The organism is Methanobrevibacter sp. (genome assembly GCF_017432245.1).
In the GTDB taxonomy this organism is placed as follows: domain Archaea; phylum Methanobacteriota; class Methanobacteria; order Methanobacteriales; family Methanobacteriaceae; genus Methanobrevibacter.
On record NZ_JAFRJO010000046.1, the window covers coordinates 1 to 18,665 of the forward strand.

Here is an 18,665-nt window from a genome sequence, read left to right on the forward strand (position 1 = left end):
AAGAAAAAAAAAGAAAAAATTGAAAAATTAAAAAAATATTAATAAATGAATTTTAAAAAACAATGAATAACATAATCTATAAATCAGGAAGATTGTTGTTTTGAATGGATCCATATGTTTTACCAAGAATCCAAATGCATTGAAGCTTTCCCTTAAAGACTTTCTTGATTGTTTTTATAAGAACATGTTTTGTAAGACCATCTTCAAAAATGTCTTCTGTTATTATGAATCTTGTCAATTGATCATTTGGATGTTCCAATTCAAAATCAAGAAGCATTTCATTCAATGAAAATCTTATCTTCCAAATGAATTCCTGATTGAGATCTTTAGGACTGTTTTTAATAATGTGCTGCTCTTCCTGTGAAACTTCTGTTGCACAACCTACGATTAAAACATCCTCTTTTGATTTAGGATTGATTATGTCCATTGCATTGTTGTTTGGAAAGTTAATAATGTAATGGAAATTAGCGTTTTCATCATAAATCTTTTCACGAATAAGGTCCACTTCCATTAACCAGTTTCTGACTTGCTCTTCATCTATTGCCATATTATCATCCATAAAATAAACATAAAATTTCAAATTGTATTTACTGTAAAAATTCTAATTTTAATTAAATTTTTAATATCAATAAATTATATATAGTTTGCTAATATATTTAATTTTAATGATAACTGAACTTTACTCAAATTCAATTTACATGCTGCTTACAATACTATTGTTTGCATTGGCATTTGATTTGCTGATAGGAGAATTTCCTGCTAAAATACATCCTGTTGTATGGATTGGAAACATAATCAGCTTTTTCAAGAAATATCTTATTAAATATGACAATAAGATATCCGGATTTATTATTTCAATATGTGTAATAGCAGTTTCTTCACTTATTGTTTTAGTGCCAATGTTACTCATAAAGCATTTCATGTACCTTAATGATGCAATGCTATACCTATTCAAATTAGTGGCTCTTTTATTGCTGTCATCAACTTTTTCAGTTAAATTGCTCCTTGATTCAGCACGAGATGTGGAAAATGATCTAAGGAACAATAATTTAAACAAGGCCCGTCAGGCAGTAAGTTATTTGGTAAGCAGAAAGACAAGTGAATTGAATAAGGAACATGTAATTTCAGCTGTAATCGAAACATTAACTGAAAACATTCCAGATTCTTATGTTTCAACTATTTTTTACTATTCAATTGTCGGTATCATAACATTCCTTTTAGGATTCAATGATTTAACTGTAGTGATATTGGCTCTACTTGCAGCATTGATTCATAGAACAGTTGACACTATGGATTCAATGCTTGGATATAAAACTGATGAGCTTTACAATATAGGATTCGTGCCAGCCCATTTGGATGATATATTGAATTATATCCCAGCAAGAATTTCAGGATATTTAATTGTGATTTCATCTGCATTCCTAGCCCTTAATTGGAAAGGTGCTTATTACATAATGGGAAGGGATGCCAGAAACTGTGACAGTCCTAATTCTGGTTATACAATGGCTACAGTGGCAGGAGCATTGAATATTCAACTTGAAAAGGAGGGAGTTTATACCTTAGGTGATAACTTGCATTCGCTTAAGGTTGAATGCATTGACAAGGCAATTGACATTGCAAGACTGACCATATTCTTGATTACAATATTTTTCTTTGTAGTGTTTATGGATTTGATTCTTCTTCAATTATAAATCTTTTAGTGGTTTATGGATTTGATTCTTCTTCAATTATAATTCTTTCAGTGCTTTATGGATTTGATTCTTCTTCAATTATAGAAGAACCTATTTTTCATGTAATCAATCTTTTTTTAAAAAAAAGGAATATTTAATTTTTAAAAAAACCAATGGATTTAAAAAAGAGTATGGTGTAAAAGGATATTACTTTCTAAGTGGATTATTGATGCAAAAAGAGTTTATAAAAATGAAAAATAAAAAAATGAAGTTAGATAATAACTTCATTAATTACAAAATCCTTGAAGAAAGTCATGTGAATCAATTCATCTTCCCATAGGAGGCCAGAACCGGATCCGAAATCATTTGAAAACTTGAGATTGTCACCAAGTCCTATTGATTTTTTGGACTTGAACTTGCTATCTGAAATGTTTTCCAAAACCTTCATGAGTTCCAATCTGTCAATATTGTCCACAGATTTCTTCTCAACTATGGCTTCTATGATATAGCTTCTGCAGAGCTTTTCATGATACTGCTTGTAAATGCTATGATTGTAGAACAATTCAAATCCTTTGATTTCACCATTAACAATGAAGATAACACCATTTTGGCCATCTTCGATATGGAATTTGCTTAGGTAGTCATTTTGCTTATCCTTAAGGTTTTCATAGCTGTCATTCAATGCGCTGGTCATTGATTTGAAATTGGATCTTGATTCGAATTCACTGATTGAATCCCAGACTTCTCCTTGATAGTCACGTTCCTCATAGGACGCTCTTGATTTTCTGCTTCTTGTACTGTGATTTGCAGAATACAATGATGGCTTGAAGGTTCTTGATGCTTCACCTTCTCCTCTAGTGTGCCATCTGCCGTGTTCAGTGCAGCTAACAGGAATATTGATTGTTGACTGGGCTGGAATTAGCAATGTGTCATTTATTATACGGTTTTGCATTGCACCGGTAATCTCATCTCCATCAATCAATATGAGTGGAACCACCGAATCGTTTTTGCATGAAACGGTATTTACTGTTGAATGTTCAAGTTCCTTGATTTCAACAAGGTTCATTTCATATCCTTTATTTAGGGTAAGGAAATCTTTCTTTCCAAAGGAATCAGTCTTTATTGGAATTGCTTCAACATTTTCATACTTTTGGCTATCCAATAGCTCAATGGCTATTTTAGTGCCGTTTATGTCAATGAATGCAATGTCTTCAATCTTTTTTAAATCTTCATTAATTTCATTGTTTTCAATTTTCTCATTTGTTTTTTCCACATTATCACCCCATATTTGTTTTATACTATTCAAACTAATTTAAATTAGATATTTATAATTTTAATTTTTGATAAAATGATTTAAATGAAATTAACATCATTTTCAGGATCTTTTCTAAGTTCAGCAAGCTCATCATCTTCGATGACTTTAGCAATTACATTTTGATGAGAGATGAACTTTACGATTGCATATGCGTTCTCATCATCAATCTTGTCGTAAACCCTTCCTGAACTCATAGTGCCTCTAACAACAGTTTTAGTGCTGTTTGCCAAGTATCCCACTTTACCTGCATACCTCATTTCAACTCTGATCGCTTCTGAGTCGTGATTATTGTCAGGCTCTTTGATAAGTTTTAAAATAGAACCAATTTTGAATATCTTCTTTCCATGGAATTGGTTAAAACAGATTACAGTTACATATTTTTCATTAAATTTTTCGTCGTTCATACATTTCACCCCTTAAAAATAGCATGTACACTATGTTATGAAATCCGTTACTTATAAAGGTTTTTGATTTTGAAAAATTTTTGAAAAAAAATAAATAATTTAATACTAAACTTTCTTAATTTTACACTTGAAATGCACGTCTAGGTTTAATGTAATTTGAGTTAATTGAAATAGCATTTATGAGAGTGTGTATAATCATTTTGAAAAATTTTACTCAAATGAAAAATAATGATAAATTATGTTAAAAATAGTTATTGATGTAAATTTAAAATTTTTAAAAAAAAGATAAAAGAACTTTTCACAATATCTGTGAAAAGAGTTTTGGTCCAGGTTTTACGAGCCAAAGGCGAGTAAAAGCTGGGTTATACTGTGGTAGCTTCCAATTTAGATAAGATTTCCCAAATTAAGGTTCTTGCATGAACTGGGATATTTGGATCATTACTGATTTCATCTAACTTTAAGATTACAGCACTAGCTCTTACAGTTGGATCTTCACTTTCATCGTTTAATGTTTGGAAAGATTCATCTGCAGCTCTTCTGATATTACGTGGTACACTTGGGTTTTCCATAATATGTTTTAAAATTGCGGATACTTCTTCAAAAGTTTCGTTTACCATAATAATTCCTCCCTATTCATCAATTTTTGAAAATATTATAAAAATAAGTATAAATCAGTTTCAAAAAAAGTAAATAGTCTATAACAATAAATGATATGCTTTTTAAAGTATATATATTTATGGTATATTGTTAGTAAAATAAGAAATGATTATCTTTTTTAAGTTTTGATAAAAAGTTTATTTTTAATTAAGAAATCGTTTTTATCCATGTTTTATAATTTCAAATAAAAAGTTTTTAATAATTTATAAATGATATATAATTTCAAAGAGGGTTTAAAATGGACTTTGATAAGGATAAATTCAAAAACGTATTGCATTTCATCATATACAAGTGCGGCTTTAAGAATACTGTTGGAAGAACAGTGCTTCACAAGCTGCTTTACTTTTCAGACTTCAATTATTATAAGGAGTTCAACCAATCCATCACAAATGAGTCCTACATAAAGAAGGAAAGAGGTCCTGTGCCGATTCATTTTGAAATGGCTATAGAGGAATTGGTTGATGAAAACAAAATTAGCTTGGGAAAAAGAAGATTGCCATGCGGCAAGATAATGAACAGATACTTTTCCCTAAAAGGGCCTGAAATGGATTTCAAAAAAGAGGAATTGATTGTAATCAATAAGGTCATCAAGAAATTAAGTCATATGAATGGTATGCAGATTGGTGAGTATTCCCTTAGGGATGTGCCTGTAAAGAAAACTGAAGCTGATGAGATTATTGATTATGATTTGGTCTTTTTCCGCAAATCAAATAATCATGATAAGGTTTATGTGAAAATCAGTTAGATGATAAGTTCATTTTATGAATCTGTCATCTGCCTTTTGGCTTTTAGCCTTTTGATGGTTGTTTTCAAACCATCCTATTTTTAAATCATCAACCAAAGTGTCTTCAAATAGCTGAGGAACGTATGGCTTGATGTCAAGAAGTGGAGTTCCATCAAGTATGTCAACATTGGAAACGTATAATATGCCGTCTTCCACCTTATCTAATTTTACAGTAGTCATTCCAATATTGTTAGGCCTTTTAGGAGATCTTGTTGCAAAGACTCCATGTGTATTGTTGTCCATAAAAGGCTTGACTTCCAGTGCATGACCATTTGTCTTATGCAAGTGATAGATAAGTATCAGATGTGAAAATCCATCAATATCCTTTAATCCTGCCTTGAATTCATCCTTAATGCATATTTTTCCTTTAATTCCCTTTGCACCAGTTGGTTGGATTGGCATTCCCTCTAACTCCTTGAATGGAGAATGGATTGTTCCAATACTTTCAAATTCAATTTTCATACTATCATATTAATTTTTGATATATATAAAATTTTACAACGATGAATTATTTAAAATAAAAAATTATATAGCATTGACTTATTTTAATCTATTGAGTTCAAGACATGAGTCACAAATTGGGTTTTAGCTATTTCCTCAACGAATTCAACGAGAGCAGCAGCTTCCTTAACTGTTTCTCCAGTTGCTATGACTCCATGGTTTTTCAAGATGATTGCATCCTCTGTTTTTAGAGCTTCACTAGCAGCTTCTGCAAGTTCCTTGCTTCCAGGCTTGAAGTACTCAATGTCCTTTAGGTATTCTGATTTTATTTCTCCAAATCCTTCAAGACGCTTTATTTTCTTGTTAGAAAATGCAAATCCTGTAGCATATGGTGAATGTGTATGTGCAATTCCGTAAACATCCGGCTTTTCTCTGTATATTGCCAAATGCATTCCCACTTCAGATGATGGCTTTCCTTTTGTTAGGATTTCGCCCTTTTCATTTACAAGAACAATGTCCTCTTCCCTCAAGTCTGCAAGGGATTTCAAGGTAGGTGTAATGGCTACAATGTCGCCGCTTTCACCCTTGAATCTTGCGCTTACATTTCCAGCTTTTCCAGAGACAAGTCCTCTTTCAAATACATAAGCTGACATTTCCACAACGGATTTTACAATTTCCTTTTCCATTTTATCATCCTTAATAAATATTAAAATTAAAAAAAGCAAGATAACTAATAAATAGCTAGATTATTCATAAAAATTGATTTAATCAATGAATTTCAATTGCTTGTATATTCCACCTACATCAATGATAGGAACCTCTGCAGGTGTCGGCACAATGTTGTAAATCTTCTGGAACTCTGTTTGAGTCTGAAAAGTACCTGAATTTATGCAGTGAATTCCCTTATAGTTTGTATAAGTGTTAATGTGAACATGGCCTGTATGCAATACATCAGGTACAGTGTCAATAACCAAATGGTCCTCAAGCTCTGAAGCAAGGGGGGTTCTCTCACCATACAATGGAGCCAAATGCCTTTTTCTTAGGAATTCCTTCATGACAAGGTCATTGCGCTCATGTGAGAAATCATTTGATCCCATCACCATGTCATCTATTCCTCTTCCATGGTAAATCAATACCTCAAGGCCATCCAAGCTGACAGTACTTGGATTTGACAGGAACTCTACATTATTTAGCTTGTATAATGATTTAGCATACTTTTCAGGAACAGCCGGCTGTGGCTCAGCAACCCTTGAAGCATCGTGGTTTCCAGGAGTAATGATGATTTTGATGTCGCTTCTGATATCACCAACCAAACGAGCAGCCTCATCATATTGGGCTGTAATGTCCTTAATGGCCAATTCCTTATCCTGGTTTGGATAAACACCAATTCCATCTACAATGTCTCCACCAATAATCATATACTTAACGTTATTTGCCATTTCCCTCTGTTCTTCATTTCCATAGTCACCATTAAGCCATTTTGTAAATCTGACAAATGCATCTTCAAGGAATGTTGAACTTCCTATATGAATGTCTGATGTAAATACAGTACCGAAATCAACTTCCTTCCTATCCTTTCTTGGAACATCAGGGTCAATGAGGTTTTGACAAATTGCCAATTGGTTTTCACTTTGGCCAGCTCTTTTCTGAGCAATTACTCCAATGACTTCATCTTTCATCAGGTTTCTTGCAGCTCTTAAAAGCTCTTCATTGTCTTTGCTTACAAGGATAGGCATGGAACCTGTATCATCCTCCACTTCAATCAGATAATGGCCATTTTTAGTGCTTCTGATATCTGTAATCATTACGATTAGGTTCAAGTCAGTCTGGTTTTCAGTGATTTCATTGATCTTTTGCCAGGTTCTAAGTTCAGGCCTCTTTTCCAATATTCCGGATAATTTCTTGTATCTGTTTTGGAAGTATTCAATTAGATTTCCAATCTCACCGCTTGTGTATGATTTATTGCTTGTGTCCTTAAGGACTTTGAATTTATCAAAATTGACTTTGGATTCAGTGAGGTTTCTTTTATATTTTATTTCAACATCCTTTGAAACTTCCTCATCTTCAATTTTTACTACATGCTCACTTGCATAACCTGGATTTGATTGTGGATTTTCAGGTTTTGCACCTTCTTCTTTGATTTCAGGCTTTTGAAGTTCCATGGCTGTTTGCTTATTAGTTGGAGCTATTGTTTCAGGCGCTTTTGCTTGAATAGGCACCGGCTTTTCTTCTGCCTTAGCTTTATTATCTTGAATAGGACCTTCCATTTCTAAATTGAGCCCTTCCATTTTTTTAATGGTGTCTACATCAACTGGAACCATCTCATTAGAATAATTTCCGCTTTTCAATTTCACTATAATTTCTGAACTTAAATTTATAGGATTTTTAGAGTTTTTGATTAAATCATAAGCTTCTGGAGATAATATTATCCCTTTCCTTGCAAATTTAATAAGAATTTCAGCAGTCATATTTAATCCTCTTGTCTTTTTTTGAGTAAGTCCATATTCTTTAGGATTTACTTATTGAAACAGTTCCATTACATTCGTATAAAAATTTCTTAATCCAATTTTATATATCTTTTTATTAGTTAATAAAATAATCTATATTTCCTTCTTTTTCGATAATTTTATTATATATAAATAATAAAAATTCTATTATTATAAGATACTAACTATATGTCTTCATCACATTTAAAATTAATTGTAGAGCTTGAAAAGTTTGTTTTGTGAGGAGACATAACGATTGCTTATAAAATGATTTAGAAACGTTTTAAAAATTAATTCAAAAAGGTATGTAAAATGAAAATTTCAAGAATAATACTTATAATATTGTTATTTTTTGTATTTTTTGAAATAGGGCTATTCAGTTCCTATACTTTAGCAACTGGAGAGGTTCCTGATCCAGGAGAATTAATAAATATGCAAGTCAGCACTGTAACTTCATTTTTCAGTCCTGACAATGTTGGTGGATTGCTTATTAAAGATCCAGACCAAATCAATGTAACAAATAAATATGAATTGGCTGATAAGCTATCAGAGGTGGCAGATGTCGATGGGGTCAATGTGGAAAACATGACCATCACAACCGTTGACGATACTGATAAGGATGAATTCAATGTAACTATAACCGCTTTCGGATATTCCAAGCCTAGCGGAAAATCAGGTTCAATCATCATCAATGGTGAGCCAGATTATAAGATTATTGCTACAGCAAGTGCTGAACATACTATAAATGGTATTGAAGTCAAGTTGGACACATTAAAGGTTGATTCAATCTTGAAAATATTTGATGCTGAGGACAATAGCTATTCCATATTGGAGGATGACTATAATTCAAGTTCCAAATCCAGTTCAAGCTCAAAATACAAATCAAGTTCCAGCAGTTCCAGTAGTTCCAGTTCAAGCTCTAGCAGTTCCAGTTCCAGTTCCAGTTCATCTGATTCAGGATCAAGCTCTTCATCCGAAGGTTCTTCTTCTGGTGGTTCTAGTGGCGGTTCATCATCTGGAGGTTCATCATCTGGAGGTTCTTCTTCTGGTGGTTCTAGTGACTCTACAAGTGAACTATTAGCACCTTTATTCTATCTGTTTTAAGTTTAGCTATTTTTAGCTAAATCACTTATATTTTAAAGGTATTTTCAAAAGATAAAAAATAAGCATGTCCTTTAAAGGTGATATGATGATTAATCTTATTAATATGGGTTCTGATATAGGAAACATGACTATAAATGCATTCAATGCAATAATTGAATCTGATATCATAATCAATTATGACAATATTGACTTATCTGATTTAGATACATATTTGAAGGATAAGGAAATCATTGCTAAGGATTTAGATAAGTCCAATGATGATGTGATTATTGGTTTGGATGAATCAGAGTCTATTGAAGAGACTTGTGATATCTATTCCAAGCTTGAGGAATACTATTCAAAAATAGAAATGGCCATTTCACGGTCTTCTGGCAATAATGTAGCACTAATCTGTTCTAACGAGAGAAACATTCATGGCATTGCCAATCTTTTGATTCAATTTAGTTCAAAATATAATGGTCTTGAATTAAAGATTTATCCTGCTGTTTCTCCAATAGATTACAGTTCAGCTGTATTAGGGGCTCCATTAAATGATTTTGTAGCTATTGATTTAAACAATCCAATAGTATCAGATAAAGAGCTTAAAAATAAGATTAGCTTTGCTTTAAAAAATGATTTTGTATTGTTCATTCACAATCCAATTGGTGAAAATGATGAAAGGACCAATTTCAATAAGCTTAAGGAAATAGTCAATGATTACAATGATGAATTATTGCTTGGTATTGTTAATGAGACTTACACATATGAAATCTCCAAGTTCAAGGACATCAATGACGAAAGTGTTAAAGAAAATTCCACATTGATCATTGGAAACAAATTGTCTTACAAGCTTGAGGATTACATGGTCACTTCATCTGACTATATTGTCAAGCCTAAGTTCATTTCACAAAACATAGATTTCTTTGAAAGGTACTTGAAGGATGAAACACCTAAAGGACTTGACTATGACTGTGAATACTTGCCATGCCATAAGGAATTGGAGGCATGTGATTTCTGCTATTGTCCTTTCTATCCATGTGCTGATGGATTGACTGGAGGCGAATGGATCAAGGACAAGGATGTTTGGAGTTGTCAACACTGTGACTGGGTTCACCTTGAAGAGCCATGTCAAGCCATAAGAAAAGGACTTGAAAACATTCTGGAAGACAAGAATGACTTGATAAGCAAGCATATTGAATTGTTGAAATTAAGGCGTGAATGTCTATTGGAAACTTTAAAATAAATTTTAATAATTTTTTTAACGGATAGATTTTAAAATTTTTAACTCAGATTATTGAATTGAATTATACTTATTTATTACATATTAATTAAAGAAGGTTTTAAAATGCCAAGTGTAAAAGATATTTTAATTGAAATGAAAGATATGTCGGAATTGATGGTCGATTTAGCTTATTCTGCTGTTTTATTCAATAACAAAGCTGCAGCAGAAGAGGTATTGACCCTTGAAAACAGACTCAACAGCATGAATTATGAAATCAAGAAGCAATCTCTTGTAGCTGCACGTTCACTTGAGGATGCTGAAAAATTGACTACCTTGCTTGAGATTGCAGAAGCTGCTGAATCCATGGGTAATGCTGCAAAGGATTTAGCTGATTTGACACTAAAAGGATTCGAACCACACCTTGTTTTCAAAATGGTTATGGAAGAATCCGAAAGGAACATCATTCGTGTGAATGTTGAAGACAGTTCAGTTTTAGCAAATCAATCTTTAGGAGAATTGTTGCTCCTCAACCGTACTGGTATGAGAATCATTTCCATCAGACGTGGAGATTCCTGGATTTACGGTCCGGATAAAAATACAGTTATCCTTGCAGGTGACGTCTTGATTGCTAAAGGTTCTGAAACAGGAACTGAAATCATTGAAAAGCTTGCTGATGGAGAAATGCATTTAGAGGATTTAGGAAATATTGAAGAGTTTATTGATGATGATTAATTATTTATTGGTATTTTAGATTTTATACGAATTTGATTTCAATTAAATTATTTATTTAATATGTATGGATGTGACACAATGATGAGCGGAGGTGAACCAATTGAAAAGTCTAATGAAGATGATACGTCAATTTGGGGAATCTCTCATCACATTGGTTGTTAGCATCATTCTATTTTTATTCAATGCTGTAAAGTTCATTGTTTCACTTCCAGCACGTCTTGTCGGCTATATTAGGGAATTTTTAGCTGACACTGATTCTGTTTTAAAGGAAAGTCTTATTGCCCTTTCCATTTGTGCTGTCGGTGACTTGTGTGCAGGTATCATTTTAGGAAACATGGAATTCTTCCTACAGACCTATCCTGGTCTTATGGTAATCATTCCAGGAGCTATTGGAATGAGAGGAAACATCTTCGGATCATTCGGTTCAAGGTTAAGCACTCACCTCCACATTGGTACCATTTCCCCTGAATTCAAAAGGTCAGACCTTTTGGATGAAAACATTACAGCATCCATAATCTTGACTATGGTCCTTTCCGTTTTGCTTGGAGCTATTGCGAAGGTAATCTGCATAATATTCAATTTCCCAAGCATAAGCCTTTTTGACTTTGTATTGATTTCCTTTATAGCAGGATTGATATCAACAGTCATCATGCTTCCTATTACCATGTTCATTTCACTTAAGAGCTTTGAAGGTGGTTGGGACCCAGATAACATCACAACACCCTTCATTGCAGCAGTAGGAGACTTCTTTACATTACCTGCAATCATTTTAAGTGTTTTGATTGTCAATCTCATTGGCTTTGATCCAATAGTCAAGATGATATTGTTTGCAATCATAATCTTGATTACACTTGTATCCTTGATTTCAGGATATACCTCTGACAATGAGGTAAGGCATATCGTAAGGCAATCCACTCCAGTATTGTTCTTCTGTTCCATATTGGGAACCGTTGCAGGTGGAATATTGAACAACTCACTTAGCACACTCTTGAAGAATCAAACATTGCTGACCTTGGTACCATTGTTCTCAGGTGAAAGTGGTGGTTTGGTAAGCATTTTAGGTGCAAGATTGTCCTCTGGTCTTCACTCCGGTTTAATCGACCCAGTATTGAGACCTAAAAAGCACACCATGGAAAACTTCATAGCTATTGTTACATTAGCTATTGTAATGTATCCTTTAATAGGATTCTTGGCAGAATCCTCTACAATAGCTTTCAATAACATTGGTGTCGGATACCTTCAATCAATTTTGATAAGTCTTGTTGCAGGTATGATATTGATTTTAGTCATGTTGCTTGTAGTCTTCTATATCTCTACAATTTCATATAGAAGAGGGCTTGATCCGGATAATATTGTCATACCATTATCTACAAGCCTAACAGATTCAATATCCACATTGATTTTAATTGTAGTGTCCTTAGGTCTTTTGAGTTTTATTTAAGTGGATTAAAAAAAGAGTTTGATGAAAAGACCTATACTTTTTTTATTATTATTTTTTATTCCAGGACTTTTCCATTTCGCTTTTAAAGAACTTATAGACATTTTCAGAACCGAAAATCTCATCTTCCAATGACCATTCGCTTGGATATAGGATAAATGGATATTGCTGGTTTCCTCCAGCTCCTCCATGGGTTCCAATCAATTCCTCAAAGGCATAGACTTCATCATTTTCCTCATCATATGCACTATTGACTAAAATGTCCGGCACATGTGCGAATCCGTCTGTTCTCTTGAGCTTTCTGATTGTGTTCTTTCCAAATCTGTCCAGGAAATGATTTCCATAATACTCTTCAGTGTCGAGGTAAAGGACATCATCGTTTGACAATACTATTGTATCATATATGTCAGACTTTACCATAACGAATCCTATTCCATCATGATGAGCTAATCCACTGATAAGTCCAGGAAATGCGTCTTCTATCTGTTCATATGTCATTCTATCGGACCAGTCTGTAAAATAGATCAATCCTAAATTTCCAGAGGCAAGAACTATTGCTTGAGGGGTTTCCTTGCTTACAGTTGTCTTGCTTGAGAATTTGATGTTCAAGTTCAAGTCAGTTGAAATATTGTTCAATCTTTGGCTTAATGGCTCTTCGCTATTTAAAAAGCTTCTTTCACTTTTCAACTTATTGAAATACTCTAATGTTGAAGAGTTGTTTTTTATTTCATTGAACCTTTCACGTGGGCTTATTTCAAAGTCAAGTCTGGAATCTATTCTTTCTCTTGTGTTGTCTATTCTGGTGTCTAGTTTTTCTTTGGTGTTGTCTATTCTTTCCTTTGTATTGTCTATTCTGGTGTCTAGTTTTTCTTTGGTGTTGTCTATTCTTTCCTTTGTATTGTCTATTCTGGTGTCTAGTTTTTCTTTGGTGTTGTCTATTCTTTCCTTTGTGTTGTCTATTGATCTTTCAATCCTTCTATCCATCTTTTCTAAGTTGTCTTCAACGTATGGCTTTAGAGAGTATTTTTCCCTAAAGTGGTCATCGTTTGAATGAAGTATACTGTGAATTGTAATGTCGTCAGGCAAGAGCTCTTTCACCAAGTCATTCAAGCTTTCACCATATTTTTCCTTGAAAGTCAATCCTTTGCTTTGGCCATGGTCTGACAATACAATTAGCTTGTAGTTTCTGTCAGATTTTTGTATTGCATTATTCAAGCGCTTGAATTGCCTGTCTATTTGCCTGAGTGAATAGAATGAGTCATAATCCTCAACTCCTGAATGGTGAGCTATTTCATCATAGCCCATGTATGTTGCATAAATCACATTGTAGTTTCCTGCAAAGATATCCCCGATTAAGGTGAATGTTGTAGCTTCCCTCATAACCACGTTTGTACCTGCACGTGCAACATAGTAAGCCAGTCCTCTCCATTTCAATCTAGGCTTTATATTCTTGAATAAATGCCTTATCCTTGATGCAAGTTCCATAAGCATATCAAACATGAAGAGTATCAGGATTCTTGTAATGACATAAGGCTTTGAGTAGAGATAATACCAGCTGTTTGATCCTATGCTTTCGGATTTTGAGAATTTGCTGAATGTAAGTATGTGGTCTTTAGCATCACCTGAAAATAGATTGCTTCGGCTTGCTCCATTATTTGAAAGAAGCCCTTTTCCATTTGATATTCTTCTTTCAATGAGTTCAGAGTTATCCCTTCCATTGGAAGATATTAAACGATTGTCATTTTCCTTTTCAAGCCAACGGAATGCTGGAATGTTATTGTTGTTTCCATGAAGAATCCCTGCTTGGGATGATGATGTCTGGCTTGAAAGGTCTGTTTCCCATTTTACAAGCTCATGGCTTCCATCTTCCATCCATTTGGATAAGGTAGGCATGTCACCATTATCCAATGCCTTTCTTAATGTATTGTAGGAAAGGCCATCTATTTCCAGAAATATGAAGCCGACCTTATCACTAGGTTTAGTGTAGATAGCTTTCATTTCCTTTTCAAGAATGTTGTGGTAGTAGCTATTGTCGTCATCAATATTCAATACAAGTGAGACAAGTGAGGATATGAGTCCGATTAGAAGTGGAACTGAAAACAAGGATATTCCGCTGATGTAAACTCCTGGAATGAATAGGCTTATGATGTAAAGGAGCATTCCGTCGATAAGGAAGGTTCCGAATCCAAGTGTCACTACAATGAATCTAAGTGAAAAATAGCTTAGGATAGGCCATAAAATGGCGTTTACTAAAGACAGGAGTATTATGACTAAAAAAGCGGTTCTGAAGTTTGGTATTGTTATTCCTCCAAGGGTTTTGGTTATAAGGAAGAAGATGCTTACTTCTAGAATTAAGTAAACTATAAACAAAATGCCTTGCTTTATATCTTCCCTTATTGAGCTTGTCATAATAAAACCTGTATAATTTTAGAATATTGAATGAGTTTTTTGATTCTATTTTATATTTATTTTTTAATTATTTAAAGATTTTTTAGTTGAATAGATTAAGTATATTAAGCATTTTTACTATAATAGTTAATATAAGTTTTTCATTGTTTAAAAGCTTGTATAAAACATTTAAGGAAAATTATAATTCATTCGAATTTTAAGATAATTTTTACATGCTATAATATTTTGGCATACCTAAATATTTATATAATTTAAAATATAAATTATATGCTGATAATATTTAATTTGAAATATCATCTTGCTTAATCATTTTTTTAGAGGGTTGACATGTCAACAATGATAGAATTTGAAAACGTATCAAGAATCTATAAAAGCGGAGACCATGAATTGAAGGCTTTGGATAACTTAAGCCTTAAAATCGATAAAGGTGAATTCGTTGTTATTTTAGGCCCATCAGGTGCAGGAAAATCCACCTTATTGAACTTGCTTGGTGGATTGGATTCTGCTACTAGCGGAAAGATAGTGGTTGATGGGCAGAATATTGTAGATTTCGATGATGATGAATTGACAAAATACAGAGCCAAAAGCGTTGGCTTCATATTCCAGTTTTATAACCTGATTCCAAACTTGACTGCAAAGGAAAACGTTGAATTGATGGGGGATATCACAGATGTGGATGTGAATGGTGATGAGATCCTTGAATCCGTTGGCCTTACAGGCCATGGAAATCAATTCCCAGCTCAACTTTCAGGTGGTGAACAGCAAAGGGTATCAATTGCAAGGGCTTTGGCAAAGGAGCCTGCAATGCTCTTATGTGATGAGCCGACTGGAGCTCTTGATTCCAATACTGGTGTATTGATTCTTTCATTGCTTCAAAAAAAGTGTCATGAAAAGGACACAACTGTAGTGATTGTAACCCACAATTCAAAGCTTGCTGATGCAGCTGACAAGCTGATTAGAATTAAAAACGGAAAGATTGAAAGTGTTACTGTCAATGAAAATCCTTTAGATGTTAATTTGATTGAATGGTAGGAATGCCTTTCTTTTTATAAGTGATAATTTAATTTGATTGAATGGTAGGAATGCCTTTCTTTTTATAAGTGATAATTTAATTTGATTGAATGGTTGGAAAACTTTTCATTTTAAAAGTGATAATATGAAAATGCTATTTAGGAAAATGCTACGTGATTTTAAGGATCATAAGGCCCAATTTCTCTCTATTTTTTTAATGGCTCTTATAGGAGTCTTTGCATTTACAGGAATCAGCGGTGAGGCTGTAGGATTGGTGGAGGTGTCAAGCAGCTATTATGAAGACACCAACCTTGCCGATGGATGGATCTATGGAGAGGAAATAGATGACGATGTATTTTCCGATATTAAGTCCATGGATGAAATCAAGGATGCCCAAAGGGAGATGGTAGTGAGCACGGTTGCCAACTACTCTTCAGACCCTGACATCACTCTCCATATTGTAGAGGGAAAGCAAAACATCTCTAAATTCTATCTTTTCAAAGGGGAAGACTTTGACCATAATGATGAGGAAGGAATCTGGATTGATAAAAGGTTTGCAGATGGCCGTAATTTGGATATTGGAGATAAGATCACCTTAAAGTTCGATGGAAAGGAAGTCTCTAAAACAGTTAGGGGCATAATGTATTCACCGGAATATGTCTATTATATCCAAGAAGGCAGCTTGCTTCCAGACTTTTCTCAAGTGGGCTTTGCCTATATGCCATCTAAAGGTGCTGATTTTGACATTGTATACAATACAATAGCTCTTGATGCACACGAAGACTTGGATGAGAAGGATTTCAAGTCTGCATTGGAAGAGAAATTAGGCCAAAAGGCATATGTTCAGTATGTCGACCGTGACAATAATGTTGGAATTAAGACCTTGCAGGATGAGATAGATCAGCACAAGATGTTTTCAGGAATTTTCCCTGCGATATTTGTCCTTGTATCACTCTTGACTTTAGTTACAACCATGTCCCGTGTCATTTCAGCTCAAAGGATGCAGATAGGTACCTTAAAGGCTATGGGCTACAGCAACAAGTCAATAATCCTTCACTATCTCTCTTATGGATTCGTATTGTCCTTGACAGGTTCAGCTATTGGGCTTGTAATAGGGCCTTTGACCATACCGTATCTATTCTACCCTACAATGTCTTCAACTTATTCTCTTCCACGTTGGGGACCTTCATGGGACATCAGCTTCTTTGTCGTAGCAGGACTTATGGTAGTCTCTTCAGTATTGATTAGCTACATTTCAGTGAAGGGAATCAGCGATGAGAATCCTGCAGAAACAATCAGGCCAAAAGCTCCAAAGCTTGTAAGTTCAGGCCTTATTGAAAGAACCAAGATATGGAAAAGGTTCAGCTTCAATGAAAGATGGAACTATAGGGATGCTAAAAGGAACAAGACCAGAGCAATCATGAGTGTCTTTGGAGTCTTTGCATGTGCCCTTTTGGTGATGTCTGCATTTGGAATGGTGGATTCAATCAATGATGTAGAGGATTGGCAGTACAATCAGATCTATAACTTCAATTCTAAGCTGATATTGGAGGAAAACATCACCGATTCACAATTGGATCATATCCTGGATGAGACCGATGGTGAAGGAATCAGGGAAGAGGCAATTGAATTGAAGTACAAGGGAATCAAGAAGACAGGAACCCTTACGGTAATGAATGATTCTGAGTATTACAAGGTCACAGATGCCAATAGAAATTATATAAGCTTGGATCCTAAAGGAGTGGCCATTTCAGACAAGATGGCTGAAGTTTTGGGATTGAAGGTTGGAGATAAGGTAAGGTGGCATGTTGCAGGAAACCCTAAATGGATTGACTCTGAGATTACAGAAACCTATTCAATTCCTTTTGGCCAAGGATTGATAATGTCTCCTGAAGTCTTTGATGAGATTGGAGGGGATGACTACAACTACAGCACAAATGTTGTCTTGACTAAGCAAAATGTAAAAAAGAATTACACTGGAGTAAGCAGCGTTACAACAAGTGAAGACATCAGAAAGGGATGGAACACCATGACTGAAGCATTGGATATGATGGTCAGTGTTCTCACTACCTTTGCAATTGTATTGGCAGTTGTGGTATTGTATAATCTTGGGCTGTTGTCATTCACTGAGATTCAAAGGGAACTTGCGACCCTCAAGGTTCTTGGATTCAATTCAAAAAGCTTGAGAAGGCTTTTGCTCACTCAAAACCTATGGTTCTCAACCATTGGATTTATTCTAGCTATTCCTGGAGCTTATCTCTTGATAAGCATTATGATGGGGTCAACTGGGGATGACTATTGCTTCCCAATCAACATTTACTTATGGAACTTCGTTCTTAGTTTCCTGATTACCTTTGGATTGTCTGTTCTTGTTAATCTAGCATTTTCTAGAAAGATCAAGAAGGTAAATATGGTTGAATCCTTGAAGAGCAATGAATAGATATCCATAATTTTCTTTTTTTATTTTTATTATAATTTTTAAATTTTCTCATGGTTTACTATATAAAACTATATCTGTTAAAATCACTCTAATTTTACTATATCATTATAAAATTGATTCAATTTTGTTAAAAAGACTTTTTAATTTAGTTATCTTTAAATATAACTTTTTTTATACTATTATTTAAGAAATAAAGATTTTTAATTAATTTTTAAAAAAGGTGATATTTTGTTAATTCATGAAAACAATAAGGGGTGTGTATTGGATAATTTTAAGTTAGTAAATCGTGATGAAATAATAAATTTTATTAATTCTCACAATGGCTTATTGGAATTAATAGAAAAAGCATATCCTTTGCTAAAAATCTATTTTCCAAAATATTCTTATTGTTTATTATATTCAATAGATCCTGAAATTATCAATCTCGAGCATATCATGCTATTTATCAATGGTGATGAAAAGGTTTATGATGAGGATTGTTTGAGGTTAAAAGAATTGGAAAATGAAATAGAGAAATTGAAAGTTTCTAATTGCAATGTTAAGCCATTACTTTTAGTTGATATATGATTTGAT

At 33.8% G+C, this 18,665-nt stretch carries 17 protein-coding genes; 9 read left to right on the forward strand and 8 right to left on the reverse strand.

From position 1 onward, the window contains the following. Positions 1-76 precede the first annotated feature (76 nt). Entirely contained in the window at positions 77-547 is a 471-nt protein-coding gene (locus IJI80_RS03830) for a DUF2299 domain-containing protein (protein WP_292787789.1), read from the reverse strand. 118 nt (positions 548-665) lie between these two features. Between IJI80_RS03830 and IJI80_RS03835 the strand changes: the two genes are divergently transcribed. Then, positions 666-1,691 (forward strand): cobalamin biosynthesis protein, encoded by a 1,026-nt coding sequence (locus IJI80_RS03835; RefSeq protein WP_292787791.1) that lies wholly within the window; start codon positions 666-668, stop codon positions 1,689-1,691. 250 nt (positions 1,692-1,941) lie between these two features. Here the strand turns inward: IJI80_RS03835 and IJI80_RS03840 are convergent, their stop codons facing one another. The 3 genes from IJI80_RS03840 to IJI80_RS03850 form a co-directional block, all read right to left on the reverse strand. Further along, a complete protein-coding gene (locus tag IJI80_RS03840) occupies positions 1,942-2,943 on the reverse strand; it encodes a DUF6569 family protein (RefSeq protein WP_292787793.1) in 1,002 nt (333 codons plus the stop codon). An 80-nt stretch (positions 2,944-3,023) separates the two neighbouring features. Then, on the reverse strand, positions 3,024-3,389 hold the full coding sequence (locus tag IJI80_RS03845) for an HIRAN domain-containing protein (RefSeq protein ID WP_292787794.1): 366 nt from the start codon (positions 3,387-3,389) through the stop codon (positions 3,024-3,026). A 362-nt stretch (positions 3,390-3,751) separates the two neighbouring features. Continuing rightward, complete coding sequence (locus IJI80_RS03850) at positions 3,752-4,006, reverse strand: UPF0147 family protein (protein ID WP_292787795.1); 255 nt, start codon at positions 4,004-4,006, stop codon at positions 3,752-3,754. Between the two features lie 278 nt (positions 4,007-4,284). Between IJI80_RS03850 and IJI80_RS03855 the strand changes: the two genes are divergently transcribed. Next, entirely contained in the window at positions 4,285-4,791 is a 507-nt protein-coding gene (locus tag IJI80_RS03855) for a Panacea domain-containing protein (RefSeq protein ID WP_292787796.1), read from the forward strand. Between the two features lie 9 nt (positions 4,792-4,800). Here IJI80_RS03855 and tsaA read toward each other — a convergent pair whose 3' ends face one another. From tsaA to IJI80_RS03870, 3 genes are all read right to left on the reverse strand, one after another. Beyond that, positions 4,801-5,292: a tRNA (N6-threonylcarbamoyladenosine(37)-N6)-methyltransferase TrmO gene (gene tsaA / locus IJI80_RS03860; protein WP_292787798.1), complete on the reverse strand. Its 492-nt coding sequence runs from the start codon at positions 5,290-5,292 to the stop codon at positions 4,801-4,803. 83 nt (positions 5,293-5,375) lie between these two features. Further along, positions 5,376-5,957, reverse strand: a complete 582-nt coding sequence (locus IJI80_RS03865) for a class II aldolase/adducin family protein (protein WP_292787800.1) — start codon at positions 5,955-5,957, stop codon at positions 5,376-5,378. A gap of 78 nt (positions 5,958-6,035) precedes the next feature. Next, entirely contained in the window at positions 6,036-7,739 is a 1,704-nt protein-coding gene (locus tag IJI80_RS03870; RefSeq protein WP_292787801.1) for a DNA-directed DNA polymerase II small subunit, read from the reverse strand. 330 nt (positions 7,740-8,069) lie between these two features. Here IJI80_RS03870 and IJI80_RS03875 point away from each other — a divergent pair, with 330 nt between their 5' ends. The 4 genes from IJI80_RS03875 (at position 8,070) to IJI80_RS03890 (ending at position 12,235) form a co-directional block, all read left to right on the forward strand. Beyond that, the gene (locus IJI80_RS03875) at positions 8,070-8,861 is read left to right on the forward strand and encodes a hypothetical protein (protein ID WP_292787803.1); all 792 of its coding nucleotides are present in this window, start codon (positions 8,070-8,072) and stop codon (positions 8,859-8,861) included. A gap of 85 nt (positions 8,862-8,946) precedes the next feature. Continuing rightward, on the forward strand, positions 8,947-10,083 hold the full coding sequence (locus tag IJI80_RS03880; RefSeq protein WP_292787805.1) for a cysteine-rich small domain-containing protein: 1,137 nt from the start codon (positions 8,947-8,949) through the stop codon (positions 10,081-10,083). Positions 10,084-10,185: 102 nt separating this feature from the next. Next, complete coding sequence (locus IJI80_RS03885; RefSeq protein WP_292787807.1) at positions 10,186-10,794, forward strand: potassium channel family protein; 609 nt, start codon at positions 10,186-10,188, stop codon at positions 10,792-10,794. A gap of 100 nt (positions 10,795-10,894) precedes the next feature. Continuing rightward, positions 10,895-12,235, forward strand: a complete 1,341-nt coding sequence (locus IJI80_RS03890) for a magnesium transporter (protein WP_292787809.1) — start codon at positions 10,895-10,897, stop codon at positions 12,233-12,235. Between the two features lie 48 nt (positions 12,236-12,283). Here the strand turns inward: IJI80_RS03890 and IJI80_RS03895 are convergent, their stop codons facing one another. After that, on the reverse strand, positions 12,284-14,641 hold the full coding sequence (locus IJI80_RS03895) for a phage holin family protein (protein ID WP_292787810.1): 2,358 nt from the start codon (positions 14,639-14,641) through the stop codon (positions 12,284-12,286). 327 nt (positions 14,642-14,968) lie between these two features. On the opposite strand from IJI80_RS03895, the gene IJI80_RS03900 reads away from it, so the two are divergent. The 3 genes from IJI80_RS03900 to IJI80_RS03910 all read left to right on the forward strand — a co-directional run bounded on the left by IJI80_RS03900 (position 14,969) and on the right by IJI80_RS03910 (position 18,659). Next, positions 14,969-15,673, forward strand: coding sequence for an ABC transporter ATP-binding protein (locus IJI80_RS03900; protein ID WP_292787811.1), 705 nt, complete (start codon positions 14,969-14,971; stop codon positions 15,671-15,673). A gap of 124 nt (positions 15,674-15,797) precedes the next feature. After that, positions 15,798-18,092: an FtsX-like permease family protein gene (locus IJI80_RS03905; RefSeq protein ID WP_292787813.1), complete on the forward strand. Its 2,295-nt coding sequence runs from the start codon at positions 15,798-15,800 to the stop codon at positions 18,090-18,092. 228 nt (positions 18,093-18,320) lie between these two features. Then, entirely contained in the window at positions 18,321-18,659 is a 339-nt protein-coding gene (locus IJI80_RS03910) for a hypothetical protein (protein WP_292787815.1), read from the forward strand. Positions 18,660-18,665 lie beyond the last annotated feature (6 nt).